This is a genomic window from Segatella copri (assembly GCF_019249655.2).
GTDB lineage: Bacteria > Bacteroidota > Bacteroidia > Bacteroidales > Bacteroidaceae > Prevotella.
Genome location: NZ_CP137557.1, coordinates 2,250,342 through 2,269,089 on the forward strand (window position 1 = coordinate 2,250,342; position 18,748 = coordinate 2,269,089).

The 18,748-nt window shown below is 46.3% G+C and carries 27 protein-coding genes; 9 read left to right on the forward strand and 18 right to left on the reverse strand.

Annotated features, from left to right (window positions below; all coding sequences use genetic code 11):
* Window positions 1–200: 200 nt before the first annotated feature.
* Window positions 201–1,043 (forward strand): aldo/keto reductase, encoded by an 843-nt coding sequence (locus KUA49_RS09015; protein WP_256624924.1) that lies wholly within the window; start codon window positions 201–203, stop codon window positions 1,041–1,043.
* Window positions 1,044–1,157: 114 nt separating this feature from the next.
* On the opposite strand, the gene KUA49_RS09020 is transcribed toward KUA49_RS09015, so the two are convergent.
* The 18 genes from KUA49_RS09020 to KUA49_RS09105 all read right to left on the reverse strand — a co-directional run bounded on the left by KUA49_RS09020 (window position 1,158) and on the right by KUA49_RS09105 (window position 11,448).
* A complete protein-coding gene (locus KUA49_RS09020) occupies window positions 1,158–1,364 on the reverse strand; it encodes a DUF3791 domain-containing protein (RefSeq protein ID WP_118141133.1) in 207 nt (68 codons plus the stop codon).
* Window positions 1,365–1,366: 2 nt separating this feature from the next.
* Complete coding sequence (locus tag KUA49_RS09025; RefSeq protein ID WP_118141131.1) at window positions 1,367–1,873, reverse strand: DUF3990 domain-containing protein; 507 nt, start codon at window positions 1,871–1,873, stop codon at window positions 1,367–1,369.
* Window positions 1,870–2,103, reverse strand: a complete 234-nt coding sequence (locus tag KUA49_RS09030) for a DUF3791 domain-containing protein (protein WP_118141129.1) — start codon at window positions 2,101–2,103, stop codon at window positions 1,870–1,872. Before KUA49_RS09030 ends, KUA49_RS09025 begins: the two co-directional genes overlap by 4 nt.
* A 296-nt stretch (window positions 2,104–2,399) precedes the next feature.
* Entirely contained in the window at window positions 2,400–2,840 is a 441-nt protein-coding gene (locus KUA49_RS09035) for a ribonuclease H (RefSeq protein WP_118141127.1), read from the reverse strand.
* A 13-nt stretch (window positions 2,841–2,853) separates the two neighbouring features.
* Window positions 2,854–3,417, reverse strand: a complete 564-nt coding sequence (locus KUA49_RS09040; protein ID WP_144153349.1) for a type IV toxin-antitoxin system AbiEi family antitoxin domain-containing protein — start codon at window positions 3,415–3,417, stop codon at window positions 2,854–2,856.
* 212 nt (window positions 3,418–3,629) lie between these two features.
* On the reverse strand, window positions 3,630–4,220 hold the full coding sequence (locus tag KUA49_RS09045) for a DNA alkylation repair protein (RefSeq protein WP_218413439.1): 591 nt from the start codon (window positions 4,218–4,220) through the stop codon (window positions 3,630–3,632).
* A gap of 45 nt (window positions 4,221–4,265) precedes the next feature.
* Complete coding sequence (locus tag KUA49_RS09050; protein ID WP_301331616.1) at window positions 4,266–5,114, reverse strand: aldo/keto reductase; 849 nt, start codon at window positions 5,112–5,114, stop codon at window positions 4,266–4,268.
* Between the two features lie 174 nt (window positions 5,115–5,288).
* Window positions 5,289–6,575, reverse strand: a complete 1,287-nt coding sequence (locus KUA49_RS09055; protein ID WP_118354577.1) for an IS1380 family transposase — start codon at window positions 6,573–6,575, stop codon at window positions 5,289–5,291.
* Between the two features lie 173 nt (window positions 6,576–6,748).
* Window positions 6,749–7,264 (reverse strand): pyridoxamine 5'-phosphate oxidase family protein, encoded by a 516-nt coding sequence (locus KUA49_RS09060; protein WP_218412891.1) that lies wholly within the window; start codon window positions 7,262–7,264, stop codon window positions 6,749–6,751.
* A complete protein-coding gene (locus KUA49_RS09065; RefSeq protein ID WP_153112234.1) occupies window positions 7,236–7,388 on the reverse strand; it encodes a hypothetical protein in 153 nt (50 codons plus the stop codon). The genes KUA49_RS09060 and KUA49_RS09065 overlap by 29 nt, the downstream gene beginning before the upstream one ends.
* A gap of 72 nt (window positions 7,389–7,460) precedes the next feature.
* Window positions 7,461–8,027 (reverse strand): flavin reductase family protein, encoded by a 567-nt coding sequence (locus tag KUA49_RS09070; RefSeq protein WP_218412892.1) that lies wholly within the window; start codon window positions 8,025–8,027, stop codon window positions 7,461–7,463.
* Between the two features lie 20 nt (window positions 8,028–8,047).
* Window positions 8,048–8,335: a DUF1294 domain-containing protein gene (locus tag KUA49_RS09075; RefSeq protein WP_218412890.1), complete on the reverse strand. Its 288-nt coding sequence runs from the start codon at window positions 8,333–8,335 to the stop codon at window positions 8,048–8,050.
* Window positions 8,336–8,353: 18 nt separating this feature from the next.
* The gene (locus tag KUA49_RS09080; protein WP_218412889.1) at window positions 8,354–8,731 is read right to left on the reverse strand and encodes a YccF domain-containing protein; all 378 of its coding nucleotides are present in this window, start codon (window positions 8,729–8,731) and stop codon (window positions 8,354–8,356) included.
* Window positions 8,732–8,735: 4 nt separating this feature from the next.
* Window positions 8,736–9,371 carry an HAD-IA family hydrolase gene (locus tag KUA49_RS09085; protein ID WP_181985976.1) on the reverse strand — a complete coding sequence of 212 codons (636 nt, stop codon included), beginning with the start codon at window positions 9,369–9,371 and terminating at the stop codon, window positions 8,736–8,738.
* 16 nt (window positions 9,372–9,387) lie between these two features.
* Window positions 9,388–9,684 carry a nitrous oxide-stimulated promoter family protein gene (locus KUA49_RS09090; protein WP_118086277.1) on the reverse strand — a complete coding sequence of 99 codons (297 nt, stop codon included), beginning with the start codon at window positions 9,682–9,684 and terminating at the stop codon, window positions 9,388–9,390.
* Window positions 9,685–9,688: 4 nt separating this feature from the next.
* A complete protein-coding gene (gene trxA / locus KUA49_RS09095; RefSeq protein WP_218412888.1) occupies window positions 9,689–9,988 on the reverse strand; it encodes a thioredoxin in 300 nt (99 codons plus the stop codon).
* A 2-nt stretch (window positions 9,989–9,990) separates the two neighbouring features.
* Complete coding sequence (locus KUA49_RS09100; protein WP_218412887.1) at window positions 9,991–10,791, reverse strand: YqiA/YcfP family alpha/beta fold hydrolase; 801 nt, start codon at window positions 10,789–10,791, stop codon at window positions 9,991–9,993.
* A gap of 27 nt (window positions 10,792–10,818) precedes the next feature.
* Window positions 10,819–11,448: a recombinase family protein gene (locus KUA49_RS09105; protein ID WP_218412886.1), complete on the reverse strand. Its 630-nt coding sequence runs from the start codon at window positions 11,446–11,448 to the stop codon at window positions 10,819–10,821.
* 547 nt (window positions 11,449–11,995) lie between these two features.
* Between KUA49_RS09105 and KUA49_RS09110 the strand changes: the two genes are divergently transcribed.
* The 8 genes from KUA49_RS09110 to KUA49_RS09145 all read left to right on the forward strand — a co-directional run bounded on the left by KUA49_RS09110 (window position 11,996) and on the right by KUA49_RS09145 (window position 18,701).
* Complete coding sequence (locus tag KUA49_RS09110) at window positions 11,996–12,874, forward strand: hypothetical protein (protein ID WP_256624857.1); 879 nt, start codon at window positions 11,996–11,998, stop codon at window positions 12,872–12,874.
* A 12-nt stretch (window positions 12,875–12,886) separates the two neighbouring features.
* Complete coding sequence (locus KUA49_RS09115) at window positions 12,887–13,342, forward strand: hypothetical protein (RefSeq protein ID WP_094880475.1); 456 nt, start codon at window positions 12,887–12,889, stop codon at window positions 13,340–13,342.
* Window positions 13,343–13,705, forward strand: coding sequence for a hypothetical protein (locus KUA49_RS09120; RefSeq protein ID WP_118141107.1), 363 nt, complete (start codon window positions 13,343–13,345; stop codon window positions 13,703–13,705). It abuts the gene before it with no gap.
* Entirely contained in the window at window positions 13,695–14,105 is a 411-nt protein-coding gene (locus tag KUA49_RS09125; protein ID WP_218412884.1) for a hypothetical protein, read from the forward strand. Before KUA49_RS09120 ends, KUA49_RS09125 begins: the two co-directional genes overlap by 11 nt.
* Window positions 14,106–14,115: 10 nt before the next feature.
* Complete coding sequence (locus KUA49_RS09130) at window positions 14,116–14,613, forward strand: hypothetical protein (RefSeq protein WP_218412883.1); 498 nt, start codon at window positions 14,116–14,118, stop codon at window positions 14,611–14,613.
* A gap of 58 nt (window positions 14,614–14,671) precedes the next feature.
* Complete coding sequence (locus KUA49_RS09135) at window positions 14,672–15,586, forward strand: hypothetical protein (protein WP_218412882.1); 915 nt, start codon at window positions 14,672–14,674, stop codon at window positions 15,584–15,586.
* 267 nt (window positions 15,587–15,853) lie between these two features.
* Window positions 15,854–17,311: a MobV family relaxase gene (gene mobV / locus KUA49_RS09140; protein WP_218412881.1), complete on the forward strand. Its 1,458-nt coding sequence runs from the start codon at window positions 15,854–15,856 to the stop codon at window positions 17,309–17,311.
* Between the two features lie 49 nt (window positions 17,312–17,360).
* Window positions 17,361–18,701, forward strand: a complete 1,341-nt coding sequence (locus KUA49_RS09145) for an OmpA family protein (protein ID WP_218412880.1) — start codon at window positions 17,361–17,363, stop codon at window positions 18,699–18,701.
* The last annotated feature ends 47 nt before the right edge of the window (window positions 18,702–18,748 follow it).

Below are 18,748 nucleotides of genomic sequence, written 5' to 3' on the forward strand. Positions count from 1 at the left end.
TGGTACTACTTTGAATGGTTGCGCACCATCCATCTTACTCCTGCAGAATATCGCAGGGAAATTTACGGGACTGCTAAGTGATGGCTAAAATTGAAAAGATACTCTATGATAATGCAAATATACAGAACTCTGCTATGCGAAAAAAGCTGTAACTTTGCACCGTCAAAAGAATAGTTGAAATTTAAAAGATTAGTTTAATTATGGAAAAGGAAATATTATTGAATAATGGAGTGAAGATTCCTACACCGGGTTTCGGAACGTTTCTTACTCCTGATGGAGCAACCTGCGTTGAAGCTGTGAAAGCTGCCATCGCTGCAGGCTACACCCACATCGACACTGCTGCTATCTATAAAAATGAGAAGAGCGTGGGCGAGGGAATCAAGGAAAGTGGAATCAAGCGTGAGAATCTCTTTGTTACCAGCAAGGTTTGGAACACGGAGCGTGGTTACGACAAGACCTTGAAGGCGTTTGACAAGACTTTGAGCGATTTAGGTCTCGATTATCTCGACCTCTACCTCATCCATTGGCCAGCCAACGAGTTGCAGTTTGGCAAGGATGCAAATCAGCTGAATGTAGATACTTGGAAAGCGATGGAGCGTCTGCATGAAGAGGGCTTGATTCGCAGCATCGGTCTTTCCAACTTCATGCAGCATCATGCAGAGCCAGTAATGGCGAAGGCAAACATCTGTCCAATGGTTGACCAGATAGAGCATCATCCTGGATTCACCCAGAAGGAGTGTGTTGAGTTCTGCAAGAAGAACAATATTCTTGTGGAAGCATGGAGTCCATTGGGAAGAGGTAATGTTTTGGATAATCCTCTCTTGAAGTCAATTGCTGCCAGCCATGGCAAGAGCGTGGCTCAGGTAGTTATCCGTTGGGTGATGCAGACAGGCGTGCTGCCACTGGCAAAGTCGGTTACTCCAAGCCGAATCAAGGAAAATATCGATGTATTCGATTTTGAACTCTCTCAGCAGGAAATGTTTGAAATCGCATCGCTGAAGGCAGACAGAATAGGTTCAGACCCGGATACATGTGACTTCTAATACGGTATGGTTTGGAGTGAAATGCTCTCAAAACATATAAGATGAAAATGTAAAAAGTTACGGAGATAATTCATATTCTCCGTAACTTCTTACATTAAGCCTCCATTTTTGAAGTTATTGGGTTTCCCTCAGTTCTTCTATGAGGTTTTCAAGAATATAATCATCGCTCATAAGCTGTAAACCATATTTCGGGTCAGACAGTTGCTGGTACACCTTAGTAGTGTAAAACAAGTTGAGTGCCCTTTCTGCATCAATATGCAGAGTTTCTGCCAGCATCATTATTATTCGGCTTTGTTTGCGCCATAATACAGAATCCCTCATAGTCAATCCTCCTTTTCTATTTGTTCTGACGAAATAAACGACAGATAGTTGTCAACAATCTCTTGGTTCAATATGCAGAGTTGATGATTTACAGCCTTGTATTTCAATTGTCCTAGGGCTTGCTCGGCTGTAATGACATTGTTCTCGTAGTCTTCTACTGTATCAATGACATTATCGTTGGCAACACCACCTTCCACGATGTCATACATGGTTTGCTTTGTACCTCCTTTGCGGCAATCTACAACATATTCCAGCCATTCAAGGTTGTAACTGTCGAAGATTTTAATGCGATAATCCTTATTCTTTACTGCGTCATAATCAAATGAATATATAGATAAAGTCGGTAGGGCGTTGCGTCCTTTTCTCTCTGCAATAGTTTTTGCCCATGAGGAAGCCTGTTGGCGCAATTTGGTAAGGTAGAAACCTTGCCCAAAGTCCACCTTCTTTCTTCCTAATTTTACAAGTGGTTTACCAACTTGTATATAAGAGCCATGATATAGTGTTATCATACTTCTTTCTCCCAGTTTAATAAAGTTTCACTAATGTCGTCTGCCACCCAGTCAAGGCTTTGTGTATGAAGGTCTTCATACCGTTTAATCAGCCTACGATGAATCAGTCCCTGCTTCAGCAGGCGGTCGTGCATCTCCTTTCCGGAAATGCCCAATTTACGTGCTCCACTCTCTATTGCCATAACGGCGAAGTGAATATGTCTATATGTATTATTGTCTGAATATGCCATATTCTGTATTCCGTTTATTTTGTATTCTTTATTGTTCCTTCATGCTCTAATCATTTGATAGATATGCGCCTGAATCTATGGGATAAGCCAAGTTCAACCCCATATTGGCACTATATATCTGCAAAAATACAAAAAATATTCAGAAAAGTGATTTAATGAATGAATTTTGTTTGCAGGACGAACTTGATTTAACCTTATTTATATGCTAGAGGGTTGTTGATGGCATCTTGAATAACCAGAAATCCTTAATGACCTTAATGACCTTGACCTTAATGACCGGAAACGCCCCTAAACATTCATTTATTTTTCTGATGAAACTCCTTCCTTGTCTTAGCCATTGCTTCTGTAGCCCTATCGTGGGTCTTTATCAGCAATGGACTCTTGTGATATTGCACAATCTTGACCCCAACTGAGTTGTGCCTTTTCTTTTCCTCGATGCATTGAACTATCAAGTCCGGATTTGCCGACTTTGATGTTGGAGCCTTGTCAAAGTTCTGAATATAGGCAGCGTTGGTCAAGAAGAGAATGTCGGAGCCTTCCGGGATTTCCTGCATTACCTTGATCATGAGGGTTAGCATCATTCGGAACTCCGTGGTGTGTAGGTCGCTGATTACATCACGGTTAATGATACAGCCGTTGTTCTCAATCACAACGGCAGCACCACCAGCTCGCTCTTTATGGCCATAATCACATGAGCCACCTATCCAAACGTAATATGTAGATGTGTCTTGTGTCATAATTATTCTTTACTTACAGTTTCATTTGTAGATAATTTCCCAGGATGTTGCCAACACGCAATTGTCGGGCATAATCCATTAGTTTACTGATATTTCTTCCTGGTCTGGAAAGATAGTTATCGATGATTTCAGAACAGACGTCAATGCCCACCTTATTGCGGAACTTTACTGCATCGCATACGCATCGTTCTACATCATATACCTTTACCTTAAATCCATCTATGACTTTCTCCATCACGCCGATTTCAAGAATGTTGGAAGTATAGTGATGGAGCTCTATCTTTGGGAATGAAGGAACTTTTACTTTTCTATCCCTTTTGATGGCGACATGATAAGCCTGAGGCATGGATGACGTAAGCTGATGGATATTCCAGGCAGACCAAAGGCAGAGAATGCCGTTTGGAACAATAGACTCTATATCAACCATACATGCTGACAATTGGTCTATGTTAGCATATACGCCACGGCAAACCTGAATCAGTTCACCTTGACGAACGGCTTCCAGCATCTTGTAGTAAGCTGTTCGTCCTTGTACTTTGACGCTTGCAGATGATATGAATGAATTCTTTGTTTCCATAATTGTTCTCCTAATTTTGGTACAAAAGTACCACAAATGTTGCTAAGTGTGGTAGCTTTGTACGGGATAATGGAAAGGCTCTTTCTCCAATGTATGGTTATTCGTTTTCTATATTCTTCCTTTTATTTTATCTTCAATGTCCGCAGATAATCCTTCTGCTCAGGCGAGATTCTGTAGCTCTCGATTGCTTTCTGGATGGTCTTGTTGTGCGTTCAGGGAGCAAGACGGTTTTGCTCGATGTAGGGAATCGTTGCGTCCCATTGCTTGGCAAGGGCGGTGGCAAAGAACCAGGCAACCATCATCTTTACGTAATACTCTTCGCTCCTTACTGATGCAGGAATTTCAAGATATTTTGCCTTGAAGTCTTTATCCAGGTAATGAGACATAAGCGCCTCTATTCCAAAGCGACAAGTATAGACATGTGATGATTTACTCCAAGCCTTGATTTTTGCCAATAGCTCCTTCTTGTGTTTGGCAAACACCTTCGGAGACATGATGTCGCAAACAGCCCAGTTGTCCACGAATGGCAGGAAACTGTCTGTTAGACGAATGCATTCCTCGTAGTCCTTTACCTCGGAAATGAGGAGTCCGTGAAGCATGTTCTCATCGTAGTATTCGTGAGGAAGCTGATGAAGGAATTCCTCGCATTCTTTCTCCTTTGTAAACTCTTTTGCGAACTTGCGGAGCACAGGAACACGAATGCCTATGAAACTCTCCACAGGCACTCCCGGTGTCAGTTTGGCTTGGAAAGCAGCATACTGCTTATCCTGCATGGCGAACAGTCTTTCTTGAAATGAAGTCATAAATTCTTTGTTTTATATTGAGCCTTAGTTAGAGTGATTGTCACATTATTCTGTAGGTTTCACCACAGCTCTCCACTCCATAAACTGCTTGGTTGTTTCTCCGCTATGATGGTCGAGGAAGAGACTATGGGCGGTGTCGAGCGCAGCAATCTTCTGCATGTCCTCAGCATCAAGTTCGAAGTCGAAGAGATTCTGATTCTCCTGCATTCGTTCCTTATGAACAGTCTTCGGGATGATGATTACATCGCTCTGCAACAGCCAGCGCAAGGCTACTTGTGCGGCAGTCTTGCCGTATTTCTCGCCAATCTGGGTGAGGGTAGGGTTGGTGAACAGTCCGTTCTGACCTTCTGCCAACGGAGCCCATGCCATGAGCTTGGTGCCAAACTCATTCATGAATTTTCGGGTCTCGTGCTGCTGGTTGAACACGTGCGTCTCCATCTGGTTCACCATCGGTGCAATCTCCATGTTGGAAGCCAGGTCTATAAGGTGATCAGGGAAGAAGTTGCTCACTCCGATGGCACGAATCTTTCCTGGCTTGTAAGCTTTTTCCAAGTCACGATAGGCACCGTAGCGGTCGCAGTAAGGCTGGTGGAGGAGCATCAGGTCGATGTAGTCGGTCTGCAGTTTGCGCAGACTCTCGTCGATGCTCTTCATGGTCTGTCCATCGCCATAGTTGGAAGGCCAGACCTTGGAAACGAGGAAAATCTCATCACGATTCACGCCGCTTTTCTTCCATGCGTTGCCCACGGCTTCCTCGTTGAGATAAGCCTGCGCAGTATCTATCATCCTATAGCCCACGCTGAGAGCATCCACCACACAACGCTCACACTCATCAGGTTCCACCTGATAAACACCATATCCCAGTTGTGGCATTTCCACGCCATTGCTTAACATTATCCTCAAATCCGCAACCGCCCTCATAAGATGACACAGAGGTCAAAAAGGTAGCGACACTGTGGCAAAAGAGGGTGCAACGCAGCAAAAATCGCCACAAAGACGCATTAAATCCCCTTACCCCACCATGCGACTTGAGGCAATACGCAAAATCACGACCATAAGTTGTCGGTGTCATCCAAAGTCATTCTGGAACACATCAGCATAAGCGTTGTTGCATGAATAGATATTCAGCACATACTGCCTTGATGTCCTGACCCATTTGGCTGGCACAGAGATGAACTTGAAGACAAACGCCTTGATGCGGCTTGTTGCTTTGAGTCCGAACCTCTTCACGTCAAGCCTCGCCATGATGAATTTATAGAAGTTGCGTATGAGTGCCGTAAGCAGAAGAAACACCGTGTTTTCTCCCATGAAGGATTTTGGAAGCCTGTTCCAGCCGAATCCGTTATTCATTTCATCGAAGATGCGTTCCTTCCCTCCACGGAGGTTATAGAATTTGACAATCTCTTTCTCGGAAGACTCGTAGTCATTTGTAAGGATGCAGCGGTAGGTGTATTCGCCTTCCCACAGGTCAATCTCACCGTCAATTCGCTTCTGCCTTTGGATTACAAGACGGTATGCCCTCCCTTTCCATTTCTCAACAAGAATGGAGTTCAGTTCAAACTCAATGCCGCCCAGTTCCTCTCTCTTCCACCCTCTGAGTGCAAAGATGTCATCGTAGAGCGAACCGCAGCGGTTGGCGCGGATATAGAAAGTCATGCAATGCTTTCCGACCTCTTCCACAATTTCCTCTGAGCAGGATCCGCAATCTGCCCTGAAACGATTGACTGTCAATCCTTTCTGTTCAATCCTCTCAAAGAATCTCCTCAACGTGTCCTTCTGGTGGAAACGAACGTTAGTGTTGCCGTCGCTGTTCTCTATGCCGACAATCATGTCGCCAATGACAGCCACACCTGGACGGTACCCGAGAAACTTCTTGTATGTGGGTTTCGCATCAAACTTCTCAGCCTCTATGAACTGGTGGTCGAAGTCAACGTCATACCCCTCGCCCTCTTTCAGCTGCCCTGTGGACAATAGGCAATTGAGGAGCAGTGTATTCAGCATGTCTGCCGTGTTGAAGTCGTAGGTCTTGCCAGTGTCGGATGTGTAGGAAATGTTATCCTGGGTCAGTTCCTTTATGGCTCTGAGAATCGTGTCGGCACTGCATGTGCGAAGTGTCGGATGAAGCGAGAGGTGATACATCAGATGAGTGGTGACATCCTCTATGCATGAGCCGCCACAGAAATAAACGCTCATAAGCGAACGGATGATTTCGCTGTATTGATAACCATACAGCCTACATCTCATACCGAGGGTTGAGTCGATTACAGATGAGAGATTGGAGTCAAATTGCTCCATTATTGAAAAAATTCCTCCAAAAGGAGAGAGTTTCTCAGATTTTATTGCTACCTTTGCCATGTCTGTCGGGTTTGATACATATTTTGATTTGCAACACTAAGATAGGTGAAAAATCTGACATGGCAAAATCCTGAGCAACTTTTTGTTGCTCAGGTACTTATAAAATAAGTTAAACTAAAATGCTGCGGAATTTAGGATTATCTTCTTCATAATCAATATGTTTTAAAGTTCGTTTATTCCATTCTTCCATATTTCATTTCCACGCCTTCCTTATCATACTGCTTGCGCTTGCCGGTTGGTGGCTCAGTAAGCGTGATGCGAACAACAGCCGTGCGTGATAGGGAACGGGCGATGCTCTGGTCGAAAGCATCCATGTGTTGAGGAAGGAAACGCTCACAGATTAGTCTAAGACCATGAATTTTCTCTGCATCCTCGGTCACGATTTCAGCCTTGCCGAATGCAATGGCTGATTTGAACTGCAGGGTGAAACTGCCGTCCTTCGGACCAACCGTAGGCGCACAACGGGTTACGGCTGAAAGGCAAACCTCAGGATGAGCCTTGATTGCCTCCAACTTCTTGCCTTCCAAGGCACCATGAAAATACCAGTTCATATCATCATCTGATGCGAGCGACAGCGGTAAACCATAAGGTTTGCCGTCTTCGTCAATAAAACTGACAGTTATATACGGAGCCTTGTGCATTACTTCCAATGCCCACTCACTATCCATTTCTCTTGATTTCTTTCTCATTTTTTAATCCTTTGTACTTAAATACTTTAACCATATCCTTGTCGCCACCTACGAGCTGGCTGCATCTGTTCAGCATTCCGGTGTCAGAGAAACCGCATTTGTTACCTATATGTTCTAAATCCATTATTATGGTGTAAAAATAGTAAAAACTGGAATAGAAAACGAACTTTTGTTTGCTTTCCTGTTCTGTTTTTGACTATTCTTTCAAAGCCTTGCCGTCGGAGAAAGCGTTTCCGACTTTCTCGCCCAGTTGGATATAGCCGTGATGAATAGGGGCGAAGACAATCAGTTCCATCTTCTCCATGTCTGGATTTCCGTCTTCTGCCAGATACTTTTCATCCACAAGAATATTGACGATTTCGGCAACGAGATAATAGCCGGTTTCGCTTTCGTCATACTTCTCCTTGATGCGGCACTCCAGGGTCATCGGGAAATCGGTGAACACAGGAGCGTTGACCATAGTCGCCTTCTCGATGCTCCATCCAGTCTTCTCCATCTTCTTCGGGTCGTTCTTGGCAGAAACAATGCCCACGAAATCAGAAGCCACCATGGTTTTCTTGGTAGCGAAGGCAACGGTAAACTCGCCGCCAAGCTTCAGGTTGTCTGTGGTGACGTGATTTCCCATCGAGATCATAATCTCCTTCATGTCCCACTGTCCTGCCCAGGCAGCGTTCATTGCGTTGGCAACTCCATCCTTATTATATGTGCCGATAATCAGCACAGGCTGTGGTGCAAACCACGGCTTTGGTGCAAAACTTTTCATATGCTTCATTCTTTTTTTTGTTATCTATTCATGTGTAAATACGTCATCAGCGCAATCTGTATCAGCAGAATAGCAGGAATGCCGTATTTGAAATTCTTGTGCATCGTCTTATGGTGCCAGACTTTCATTCCCATCCATGCCCCGATGCTTCCTCCAAGTACAGCCAGTAACAAAAGCGTGGCTTCGGAAATGCGCCACTTGGCTTTCTTCGCCTTGTATTTGTCAATGCCGTACACGATGAATGTAACTGCATTGATGCCCAGGAGATAGTAGGCGAGGTAACTATGTAATGTGTTAATACTCTTCAACTGCGTTTTCTTATCTCTTTAAAATCCCAACTCCACATCCTTTCGGAATGGTGCGAGCGAAAGCCCGGCCATCTTGAAATGCTGTTTTCCCCAAGGAATGCCGATGATCGTTATACATAAGAGAAAGCCGAAGAACAGATGCATGAGGCAAGCCCACAATCCTCCGAATATCAGCCAGAGTAAATTCAGCGGAATGCGAATGCAACCAGTTGGACTATTCGATTCTCTTACCGTAGAACCAAAAGGCCATAGGCAGAGCAAGCCAATCTTGAATGTCTGTATCGCAAAGGGAATGCCGATGACAGTACATGCAAGAGCCAGACTTCCGGTGAAATAACCGATGGCAGCTTCGAGACCTCCGAAGAGCCACCAAAGTAAGTTTCCTATTATGCGCATAAGATTATTCTTTTATATTCTTGTTAATTTCTTGCCATTCCTGATGTTCTTCCAGATGATTGGTCTTTACCAGTACGCTCTGAAAGCCAAAACGCTTACCTGCTTCGGCATTCTCAGCACGGTCATCGAAATAGAGAGTGGTGGCAGGATTCAATCCAGTCTGTTGCGTCATCTCTTCATAGATTTCGACGGATGGCTTTTCCTTTCGCATGGCGTATGAGAGGAACACTTCATCAAACAGCTCGTCTGTGGAATATCCCAGCTGATTCATCTGACTAACTGATTTCTGCCAAAGCGTATCGTTGATGTTGCTGAGCAGATAGACCTTGTATTGCTTCCGAAGCTTGACCAATGCCTCCAGTCTTTCCACGGGCAGATTGCCACACAGCTCTTCCAGGACTTTCTCAATATCCCCGGTTGTGGTTCCTTTACGGCAAAGGCTCAGCATCTCTTTCAAAGTCTCAGCTTCCGCCACCATACCATTGATATATTGGTGCATCAGTCTCTTGATCTTTCGGACATGGATAAGTCGCTTGAACGCCGTAACGCCCAGGCTCTCCATGGCTTTTACAACAGCCACATCATCGATGTTCACGATGACACCTCCGTAATCAAAGACGAGAGTTTCTATCTGTTTCATGCTCATTTTTCTATTGTTACAATTCTCTCATGACATGCTTGATGGCGGCAACCGGGTGATATAAAATCATTCTCGGCCCAGCCCAGCGCATCACTTTGCACATTCGTTCTTTCATCTGAGGGCGATAGCAGTGGATGGGACACTTCTTGCAAGTAGGCTTGTTTTCGCCAAACTTACAGCGTTCCAGTCTTGCAGTAGCGTACTGTAGCAACTCTTGGCACCCAGGACATAATTCCTTGTTGCCCTCCTTCTTTCTGCAGTACAAACGTATCATCTGCTCCACAACTCGCTGTTCTTCCTTTATTCTTTTCATCTTTTTATGTCAAGAATGGATCAAGCGTAGCCAGCAGTTCGGCTTTATCTACCACACCGCTTGTGCGCCACAATACTTCTCCGTTCCGGAAGAGCATGAGCGTAGGCACGGATTGGATGCGGTATTGGCTTGCTGTTACGCCGTACTTGTCCACATCCACCTTGATGATTCGGATGCGGTCGCCCAATACACTCTTTACCTGCTCCAGAATGGGATGCATCGCCTTGCAAGGTTGGCACCATGTAGCAAAGAAATCGACCAGAACAAGCTGGTCACTATTGATTACGTCATTGAATGTCTCCATAATTATCTTTCTATTTCCGTGAAACGATTAAAAGTTCTGCCGTCCCTCGTAACTTTCCCGAAGAACATATCTTCCGGTCTAACCCAATAGGCTTGGTCTCCATAGAGAGCCTGATAAACCACCATGCGCTCCTGAGTCTCGGAGTCGAAGGCAGAATGGATGAACTTGTATTTGCCGCCCTTGAAGTGCTGGAAATATCTTTCTTCCTTTGCTGAAAACTCCATCAGCATTTTCTGGGCAAGGGGAGCGTACCAGGTCTTCACCTCCTGCTCTGTAGGCGTATGACCGCCAGGGAAATGGAAGGCTTGGTTGTAATGGTGCAGGAAGAGAGGGGAGAAGTGAGCCAGGGTGTCCTGCTCACCAAAAAGTCCCCACACACGATTCTTATAATAGGGGTTGCAATGGTCGAACTGCACGGCTTCCAGTTCCGCAAACTCCTCAATCAGCGCCTCGTCAATCACCAGCCGCTGATTGCCGTCCCTTCTCGGTGCCTTGTATTCATGCTCGCCGATTCGCTCCTTCAGAAACTCCGTCATCATGAAATACGGATTGCCGAGCAGGGCAGGGATGCCCACCACCGGAGCCAGCATCTGGGCGAGGAAAGAGCCGCAGCTGTTGCCCAGAAGCAAGTCGGGCTGCTCCCGGTCGATGATGGAGCGAATCTCCTTCAGTGCCTCCTTGGAGTGCAAAGGGAGGTCGGGAGTCAGCACCACCGCCGTCCCCTCAAACGCCTCTTTCAAGGCTCTCGCCATCGGACAGCTGCCCGTAGCGAAGAATCCGTGTAGGAATAATATCTTCTTCATGCTCTAATCTTCAATGTCTTGTCTTGTTTACTTTGCGTCTCTTTTCTTGATAGGTCCGGAGTGATTGCCTTTATTCAGTTTGATTCCGTGCTTGTTGAGAATGCGGAATACGGAGCTTCTGCTTCTGAATCCGCTGGCTCTCCAGATTTCATCTATCGGATGTCCGGCAACATAGAGGTTCACTACAGTCTTCTCTCTGTCGAGCTTCTGCATCTTGCTGGCAGAAACAGGAGGCAGAGACACAATCATCTTTTCCTGCAGCTTGATTACATGCTCTGCAGATTTCCTGAGTGCAAGGACTTCGTCGGGCAGGGAACCCATCATTACCAATACGTCTGATGGCTTGGTTTCCGGAAACAGGATGTTGCTGGAGTCAATCCGGTCGTGGATGCTGATGATGCGAATGACCTTGACCCGGCAGAATTCCAGGAATATTGCCAGTTCACGACTGCCACGCAAGGCGTTGGAAAATTTCGGAATCACGAGTTCATCGCCTCTTTGCAATGCTGCCATCAGCTGTTTCCACAGCGGTCTGTGGCGTTCGTTATCATCACTTTCTTCGATGATTCTTACACAACCGAACTCGTTCATCCATTTGCGGTCTTCTTCCAGTTTGTCATACTGGGATGTAGCCATGATGTAGCCTACTTTTGCCATATCAAAATGTTTTATTGACTGATATCTTGATAGTTATGCGCCTTTTTACGGCAGGATAACACCTGCTCAGGCACGATTCTTCTGCAAAGATACAAATTATATTCAGAAATGGATTCATACTGCCTGGTTTTGTTGGTGCAGCAGACTTGATTTAACCTAATTTATAAATTAGGAGCACTCCTACAAGAATCATACTGCAAAGAGTATGAAACATAAAATAACATAAAGTCTGATTGTAGTGTCGTTAATGTGGAATTTTATCTGTATCTTTGCACGCAAAATTTTCAATTACATGCCAATGGATAATAGGAATACAGTACAGTTGAACAGTTTTGTCGGTTGCCTCGGTAACTCTTCAGCAACAGGTCTCAAAAACCAAATGAAAGAAAGTAAAGCAAGTGAAAGAAAAACAACTCAGCAGAGTTTATTCTTTCACTTGCTTTTTTTATGTGCCTTACTCATGATCACCTCATGCTGTGGAAGTCGTCAATATGATTTCAAGTCTTCTGAAGATGCGTTGAAACAATACCAGGCTTTCTTTCAAACTATGAAAGGGCATTCAGACTCTGATGCAGAGCATCTTGCAGACTTCATCAACCAGTGGCACGAGTATGGAGACACCGTCTTGAACTACATCAGGAAGGATCCTTCGTTCAATGCGCACAGTGGGCTTTCCATGAAGTATGATCTGATTTCAGACTCCATCCGCACAGAACTGCTGGGGATGACCGGCAACTGTACTTTGAGTGATGTGGCTTATGTGAAGCTCCACACCTCTTTATATAAGGATAACAAGGAACTCGGCTCTCTGAAGGAAAATGCCATCAAGTTCTTCGCCACCTTGGATCAATCGGCTGTCTATGACCTGGAAGTTCACAGAGCCTTGGCCAACTACTCCAAGTTCCTGCTGAGCACTAAGTCGCATGGCATCAAGTCAAGAAAGGAACTCGTGGCGTTCCTGCATGAGGAAGACTGCCATTTCCGCACGTTCCTCGCCCATATCGACGAATGCTCATCCATTGGAATGACGGAAATCACCAACCATACGGCAGACATCTCTTCTGCCATCTACAAATCCGCTTCCAGGAATAAGTTGCCAGCTTCTGAGACACTCGTCCTCATGTCGATGCGAACAGACCGCCGTCTGATTCTCAACGCCCAGGTTTGCCGTGACGCTTTGAAGCGAGGAAAAATCAGAGATGCCATTCAAGCCAATGCCTATCTCTGGATGATATTGCAGCCTTATCTCTCGATGGATGCGCTGGCCATTGCCATGCTCACCCCGGAGCAGGCTCAGCTGATGACGGACATCGCCAAGGATTATCCTGCCATCATCACGAGACTTGAAGGCAAGCACCTTGTCAACAAGGAAGTGTCCAACAAGATTCCAGCCCAGCTGATGCGTCTTTACATATCAACCCTCTAATCTTTCATTATCATGTTACAGGAAGCTATCTACAAATTCAAGGCATCCGGCCCCATGCTGTTGCCAGAGCTGATTGACAATTATTGGATTGGCGAGATAAAGGCATACGAAGATTATGCCATTCTTCCCTACGAAGTGCATATTCCACAACCTATAGATAAGGTGATTGATATGTTCGAAATGAATGCCGATCTTGCCATTCTCTACCATCTGGAGCCATCAGTCCATACGGTGTTCGGACATGAATGCTGCGCCTACTGCTATCCGGTCACCGAAAGGATGTTCAAGATCAACTGCAAGACTTCTGCCGATGGACTCATCCACGAGTTGAATGTGACGATTTATAATTCCATCGAACTCATGTCGGCAGATCTTTTTGAAGACCTCCGGCTGCACGAGCGTCGCGGCACGTTTCGGGCTAAGCGAGAACACGTACAGATCATGAATGATTTCAACTGCGGTCTCTAGATGAACAAACAGACGTATTACCTGATTGCAGACATCATACAAAGATACAGAACATGGATAATAGTTAAAGATACGGAACTGCTGGTAGAGATGAGAATCCTGCAGGATGGGGTGTTGAAGCCCTTGTTTTACAAGGGACTTTCGCTCCAGAGTTACAGAGATCATTACTCTTTCAGAAAAAAGCGAACCTGGAAAATCAATGAATACGACTTGAACCAGGGTCTGGCAGCTCTTTGTAGAAAAGATCCGAGCGCCAAGGGTAGAGTAGAGAAGGGCACTCTCACCCGGCGTGATGTCGAATACATTATAGAGAAAGCATCCTTCGGAATCATCAAACTTGAATTAAGCGATTATGAGTACTAAACGAAAAGTATATACATTCTATATAATAGCCATCCTGGTAATGGTGCTTGTTCTGATGCTCTTTGATTTAAACATCATGGCCAAGGCGATTGTCGGACTGATGATAGTCTTCTGCATCTTCGTGATGCGAAGCATACAGACGGCTTACCAACTGCCAGATGACATCGACCCTGATACGATGCTCCCGATAAAGCCTCATGGCAAATCGCCTGAAGCCATGCCTACAGAGAAGTCAGACCACAATTTCAATGTGGATCTCTATCTCCGTCTTCTCATCGAAGCTGATGAAGAACTGACGAAAGACCCTACCATAGACCAGATGTCGCCCAGTTACAACATCCAGTTAAACAACAGAATTGCCGAGCGACTCGAATCACTCGACAAAGGTAATAACAAGTAAAAAAAAAATTATGATACAGATATTAACCCTCATCCGGTTTGCCTTTCCGTTCCTCTTGCTGACAGCGTTTTTCTGTCTTTACAGGAAGGAATATGGATTCATGAAGCGGTTTATGTGGAAGATGGCCATGTTTCAGAGTGCAAGAAATCTCTATGCTTACCTGGTTGTGCTGATGCTTATCTTCGTCAACTGGTGTTGCCATGTCACGGCTCCCAATCTCTCTGTCGTAGAGTCAACACTCCTGACTCTGGTGCTTCTTAACAGGAAAATCGCAGAAAGCACGTTCCATTTATTGCATGAGAGGAAAAGACTGTGGTTCGCCACCTTGCTGCTCTCGATGGTTTGCTACGCCTTACCTTATATGAACAGCATGTTCCTGTTCCTCTTTACCGTCAGCGTGGCAGCAGTCTTCTATCCATCTGAAAGAGTTCTTCTGCTGAAGAGCCATCCTGAGGCCATCAACAACCCGAAGGATCTGCTCGCGCTGATTATCAGAAATTACTATTAGATGCCACCTGCAACTGGCACAGAATCATATCCACTTGCTCAACATTCCAAAATCAAAAATGACTCAAATGACTCATCATCCCAATCAACAGACACCCGAAGCAGACAGATGCCGAGGTGTTGACCGTTCGTTGCTGGAGTTTCTGAAGCCGAAAGCAGAGGAACGTTACAGCAAGCTGGAAGCCTACTGCGACCTGCTTTCGAAAGCATCCTCAGGAGCCTATCAGTCTCTGGGAACCGATGGAGCCCTCCAGCTGTTACCCGGTCAGTTTGTTGCCACCATTTCCGAACTTGCCCGTCAGTGGCAATGGCAGCGTGCCACGGTTCGCCAGTTTATCTCCGGACTCACCAAACTTGGTCAGCTTTCCGTAGAGCCATACTCCAAGAGCTTTATCTTCTCTGTCAACCTGGAGCAACGTCTGTCTCTTCTTATCGAGAGTCCGGACGACATCCTCGACTTCTGTGCCATGCAGTTCATCCGCTTCATCAAGGGCAGATCCACCGCCAAGGAAGTGGCCGATTCCTACAGCCGTTATTACGACTTGAAGATGAACATGGCCAAGCAGGAAGGATATGGCGGCATTCCTGCCAGACGTGTACTCAACCAGCAAGCCCAGGTGTTCGATTCACTGGCAGCTTCCATCCTTCGCTATCTCAATCAGGAGAAAGAATTGTCCGAGGAACTTTCCGATTCCGTGAGCCTGCTCTTCGGAAAAGACCATGTCTGGGACTGGCACAAAGTAATAGATTCTCTTGGCATTCTGGCTAAAGCCATCAGTGGCAACACCAAGCCGAGTTATATGGACGAAGTAGTCACCCGATATTCGAAAGCGGAGATAGTACTCCTGGATTGCATCTTCGAGCACTACATCTCCGGCTCCGCATCCCACTACTATGTGAATCCCCCTCGTCCTCTTATTGAGGCCAGGGAGCCATCCGGAAAGGTAGCACCTGCGGAGTCTTCCGACGATTAAAAACAATAGTCATATCCCCCTTATTCCATGCGAGGCACGCTGATGGCGATCAGGACGCCCGTTAGCACATCGCTGAATGATTTCAAGCAACGTGAGGCAGCGTGCTTGCACGTGCCACTTTTTTTCAGTCTTGGGAAGCCTAATACCCCGACCTACTGAAGTAGTCGGGAGGGCTGACCAGATAAACAGCAAGCTGGGTCAGATTTCCTGGTGTTGCCTAGACTGAAAAAGGCTCCTGGAGTAAGGGCATTAGCAAAGAAATACGATATGGGAACATCATCAAAACAGGTCATGGACATCAAGGTTACCAAAGGTCTCGCTTCGGTAGGCAACGAGGAGTTGAGAGACTGGACGGAGAAGGGATGGAACCAGGCCATGCGTGAAGGCAACTACGACCGTAGCCGTGAGCATCTCAACTTTGAGATCCGTCCAGGTGGCATTGTCGCCCCGATAGACAAGAGCCGTCCGCTTACCAGACGCATGGCAGAAAATCTCGCTTCACGTGGCATCAAAGACCCCAACGAAGGACTGGCAGAACCACGTTTCCGAACCGTGGTGAATTTCATCTTCGGCGGTTCAACGGAACGTATGCGAGAGCTTGCCTTTGGTAATCAAGAGGTAGATTTTGAAAGCAAGGGTGGCAACGAGCATATCCGGCGAATGCCAGAAATAGAAAATTGGGCACAGGATATCTACCGCTTTGTGGCAGATAAATATGGAGAGGAAAACATCGTCTCATTCATCGTCCACTGCGATGAAAAAAATCCGCACGTCCACTGTGCGCTTCTGCCGATAGACAAGGATAAGAAGTTCGCCTTCAAGAAAATCTTCCATGGTCAGAACCGCATAGATTACAAGAACTATCTTCTTGCCCTGCACGACGAACTGGCCAAGGTCAATGAGAAATGGGGACTCACGAGAGGGGTGTCGATAGCAGAGACTGGAGCACGTCACCGTTCAACGGAAGAGTATCGACGATGGCTTGCCAACGAGTGCGTGACGCTCGAAGCCCAGATGCTGAATACTCAGAAAGCCCTCGAAGATCTGAACGTGGAACTCTCCATTGCCCAGAAGAAGCAGAAATCATTCACCTCTATGATTGAGAATCTGAAGGCTGAAATCGATCGCCTCGAAGCAGAACTCAAACCGCTGAGAGCCTTGCAAGCCAACAGCGACAACATCAGTGCCGACATCGCCCGTAAGATCCAGAGCCTTGAACAGCAGAAGGCAATGGTGGAAGATAAACTGGCAGACAAGGAGAAGAAACTTTCAGAGACTAACCAGTTGCTTGACACCCTCCGCAAGGACAAGGAAGAGGTAGAGAAGCAGGCCGGTGAACTGGAAGACAAAGCCAACCAGTCTGAACTCTCCTGGGCGCACAACATGAGCTACCATCTCAACGGAGTGATGCTCGACACCATGGCACATGAGTTTGCCATTCGCTTCCCGAATCTACCTGACAGCGTGAAACTCGACTTCGACGGCACGCTTCTCTGTCAGTTGGCTGAAGACGGCAACCATGTTGTCAAGGTAGCCTTGAACCTCGTGTGCGGTTTCGTGGATGATGCCACGACCATCGCACAGACGCATGGAGGTGGAGGCGGCAGCCCAGACTCAGGATGGGGCAAGCGACCGGATGAAGACGATAGGGAGTGGGCAAGAAGATGCCTGGCAATGGCACGCAAGATGTGCACTCCGTCCGCCAGAAGAAGAAAGAAAATGTAACACCATGCTCATTTGTTTACGCAAGTAATCAATCATCAAAGACAACAACATGAGAAAGAAAATATTATCAATAACAATGATGTGTCTGGCTGCAATGACAGCTTCGGCACAAACTGCCAGACAGAGTTCTGACAGTCTTTATATCCAGAAATCGTACAGTCAGGAGCAGATGCTCATGCCTGTTAATCCTACATATCTCAAGAATGTAAGCGAAGCAGCCAACTGGGGTAGAAATTGGTTTATAGAAGCAAAGGGCGGGGCTTCAGCTTTTCTTGGGACGCCCATTGGTTGCGGTGACGTGTTCGACCGTGTCACTCCTCTCTTGCAGATAGGAGTCGGCAAATGGTTCACGCCCGCAATCGGTGGACGAATAGGATTTCAGGGACTCAGCTTCAAGAACGCAGAGTTCCATATGATGAAGTATCAGTTTGTCCATGCAGACTTTCTGTACAACATCACCTCTGGCATCCGTCAGAACGAAAGCGGAATCCCTCTTTGGGATGTGATTCCCTTCGTAGGTGTCGGCATGATTCATAATTCCGACTGGATCAATAACTGTATCTGCCAGGGCGGTTCGAGTGGCAGTCATCCGTTTGCTTTCACCTATGGCGTGGAAGCCCGTTACCGCATCAGCGACCGTGTTCATCTCGTAGGAGAGGTGAGTGGAATGCTGACCGCTAGGAACTTCGACGGCATCGGAACTTCAACCAAGTTTGGCGACAACATGATTTCCGTATCAGCCGGTCTGTCCTTCACGATAGGCAAGACGGGGTGGAAGCGAGTAGTGGATGCAACACCTTACATTGAGCAGAATCTCGCCCTCCAGGATTACATTGCCTACATGAGAGATCGGAATGCTCATCTGGAAAAGCGACTTGCAGGAAATGACGATAGCAAGACCGTCTATCCGAAAAACAGCTACAGTGGTCTCAACTCCCTCCGTGCCCGACTCTCGATGAATGGCAACAGCAAGCAGGGTGCAATGGGCAGCGGTGATGGCAACATGGCAGGTAATGCTGAGGGTTACCGCTCAGATTCCCTTTCCTCTTCTGACCACATGAAAGTAAGCATTGGTGTTCCGGTGTATTTCTTCTTCAAACTCAACACTGATAAATTGGTTGCCAAGTCTCAGCTCGTGAACCTCGAAGACATAGCGAAGATGGCCAAGCAGGAAAACTTGAAGATAAAAATATCCGGTGCAGCCGATAGTGCTACAGGTACTCAGTCCGGCAACCAGGATTTGGGTAAGCGACGTGCCAAGTTCATAGCCAAGGCACTCATCAAGCGAGGTGTAGATAAGAGCCAGATCAAAGCCTACAACTTAGGCGGAATCGACAAATATACGGCGAATGAGGCAAACCGCTTCACAACCGTTGTCTTGCTGAAATAGGCTGAAACGTGTGTTCATGAATACGTGAATACATGTACACATATATA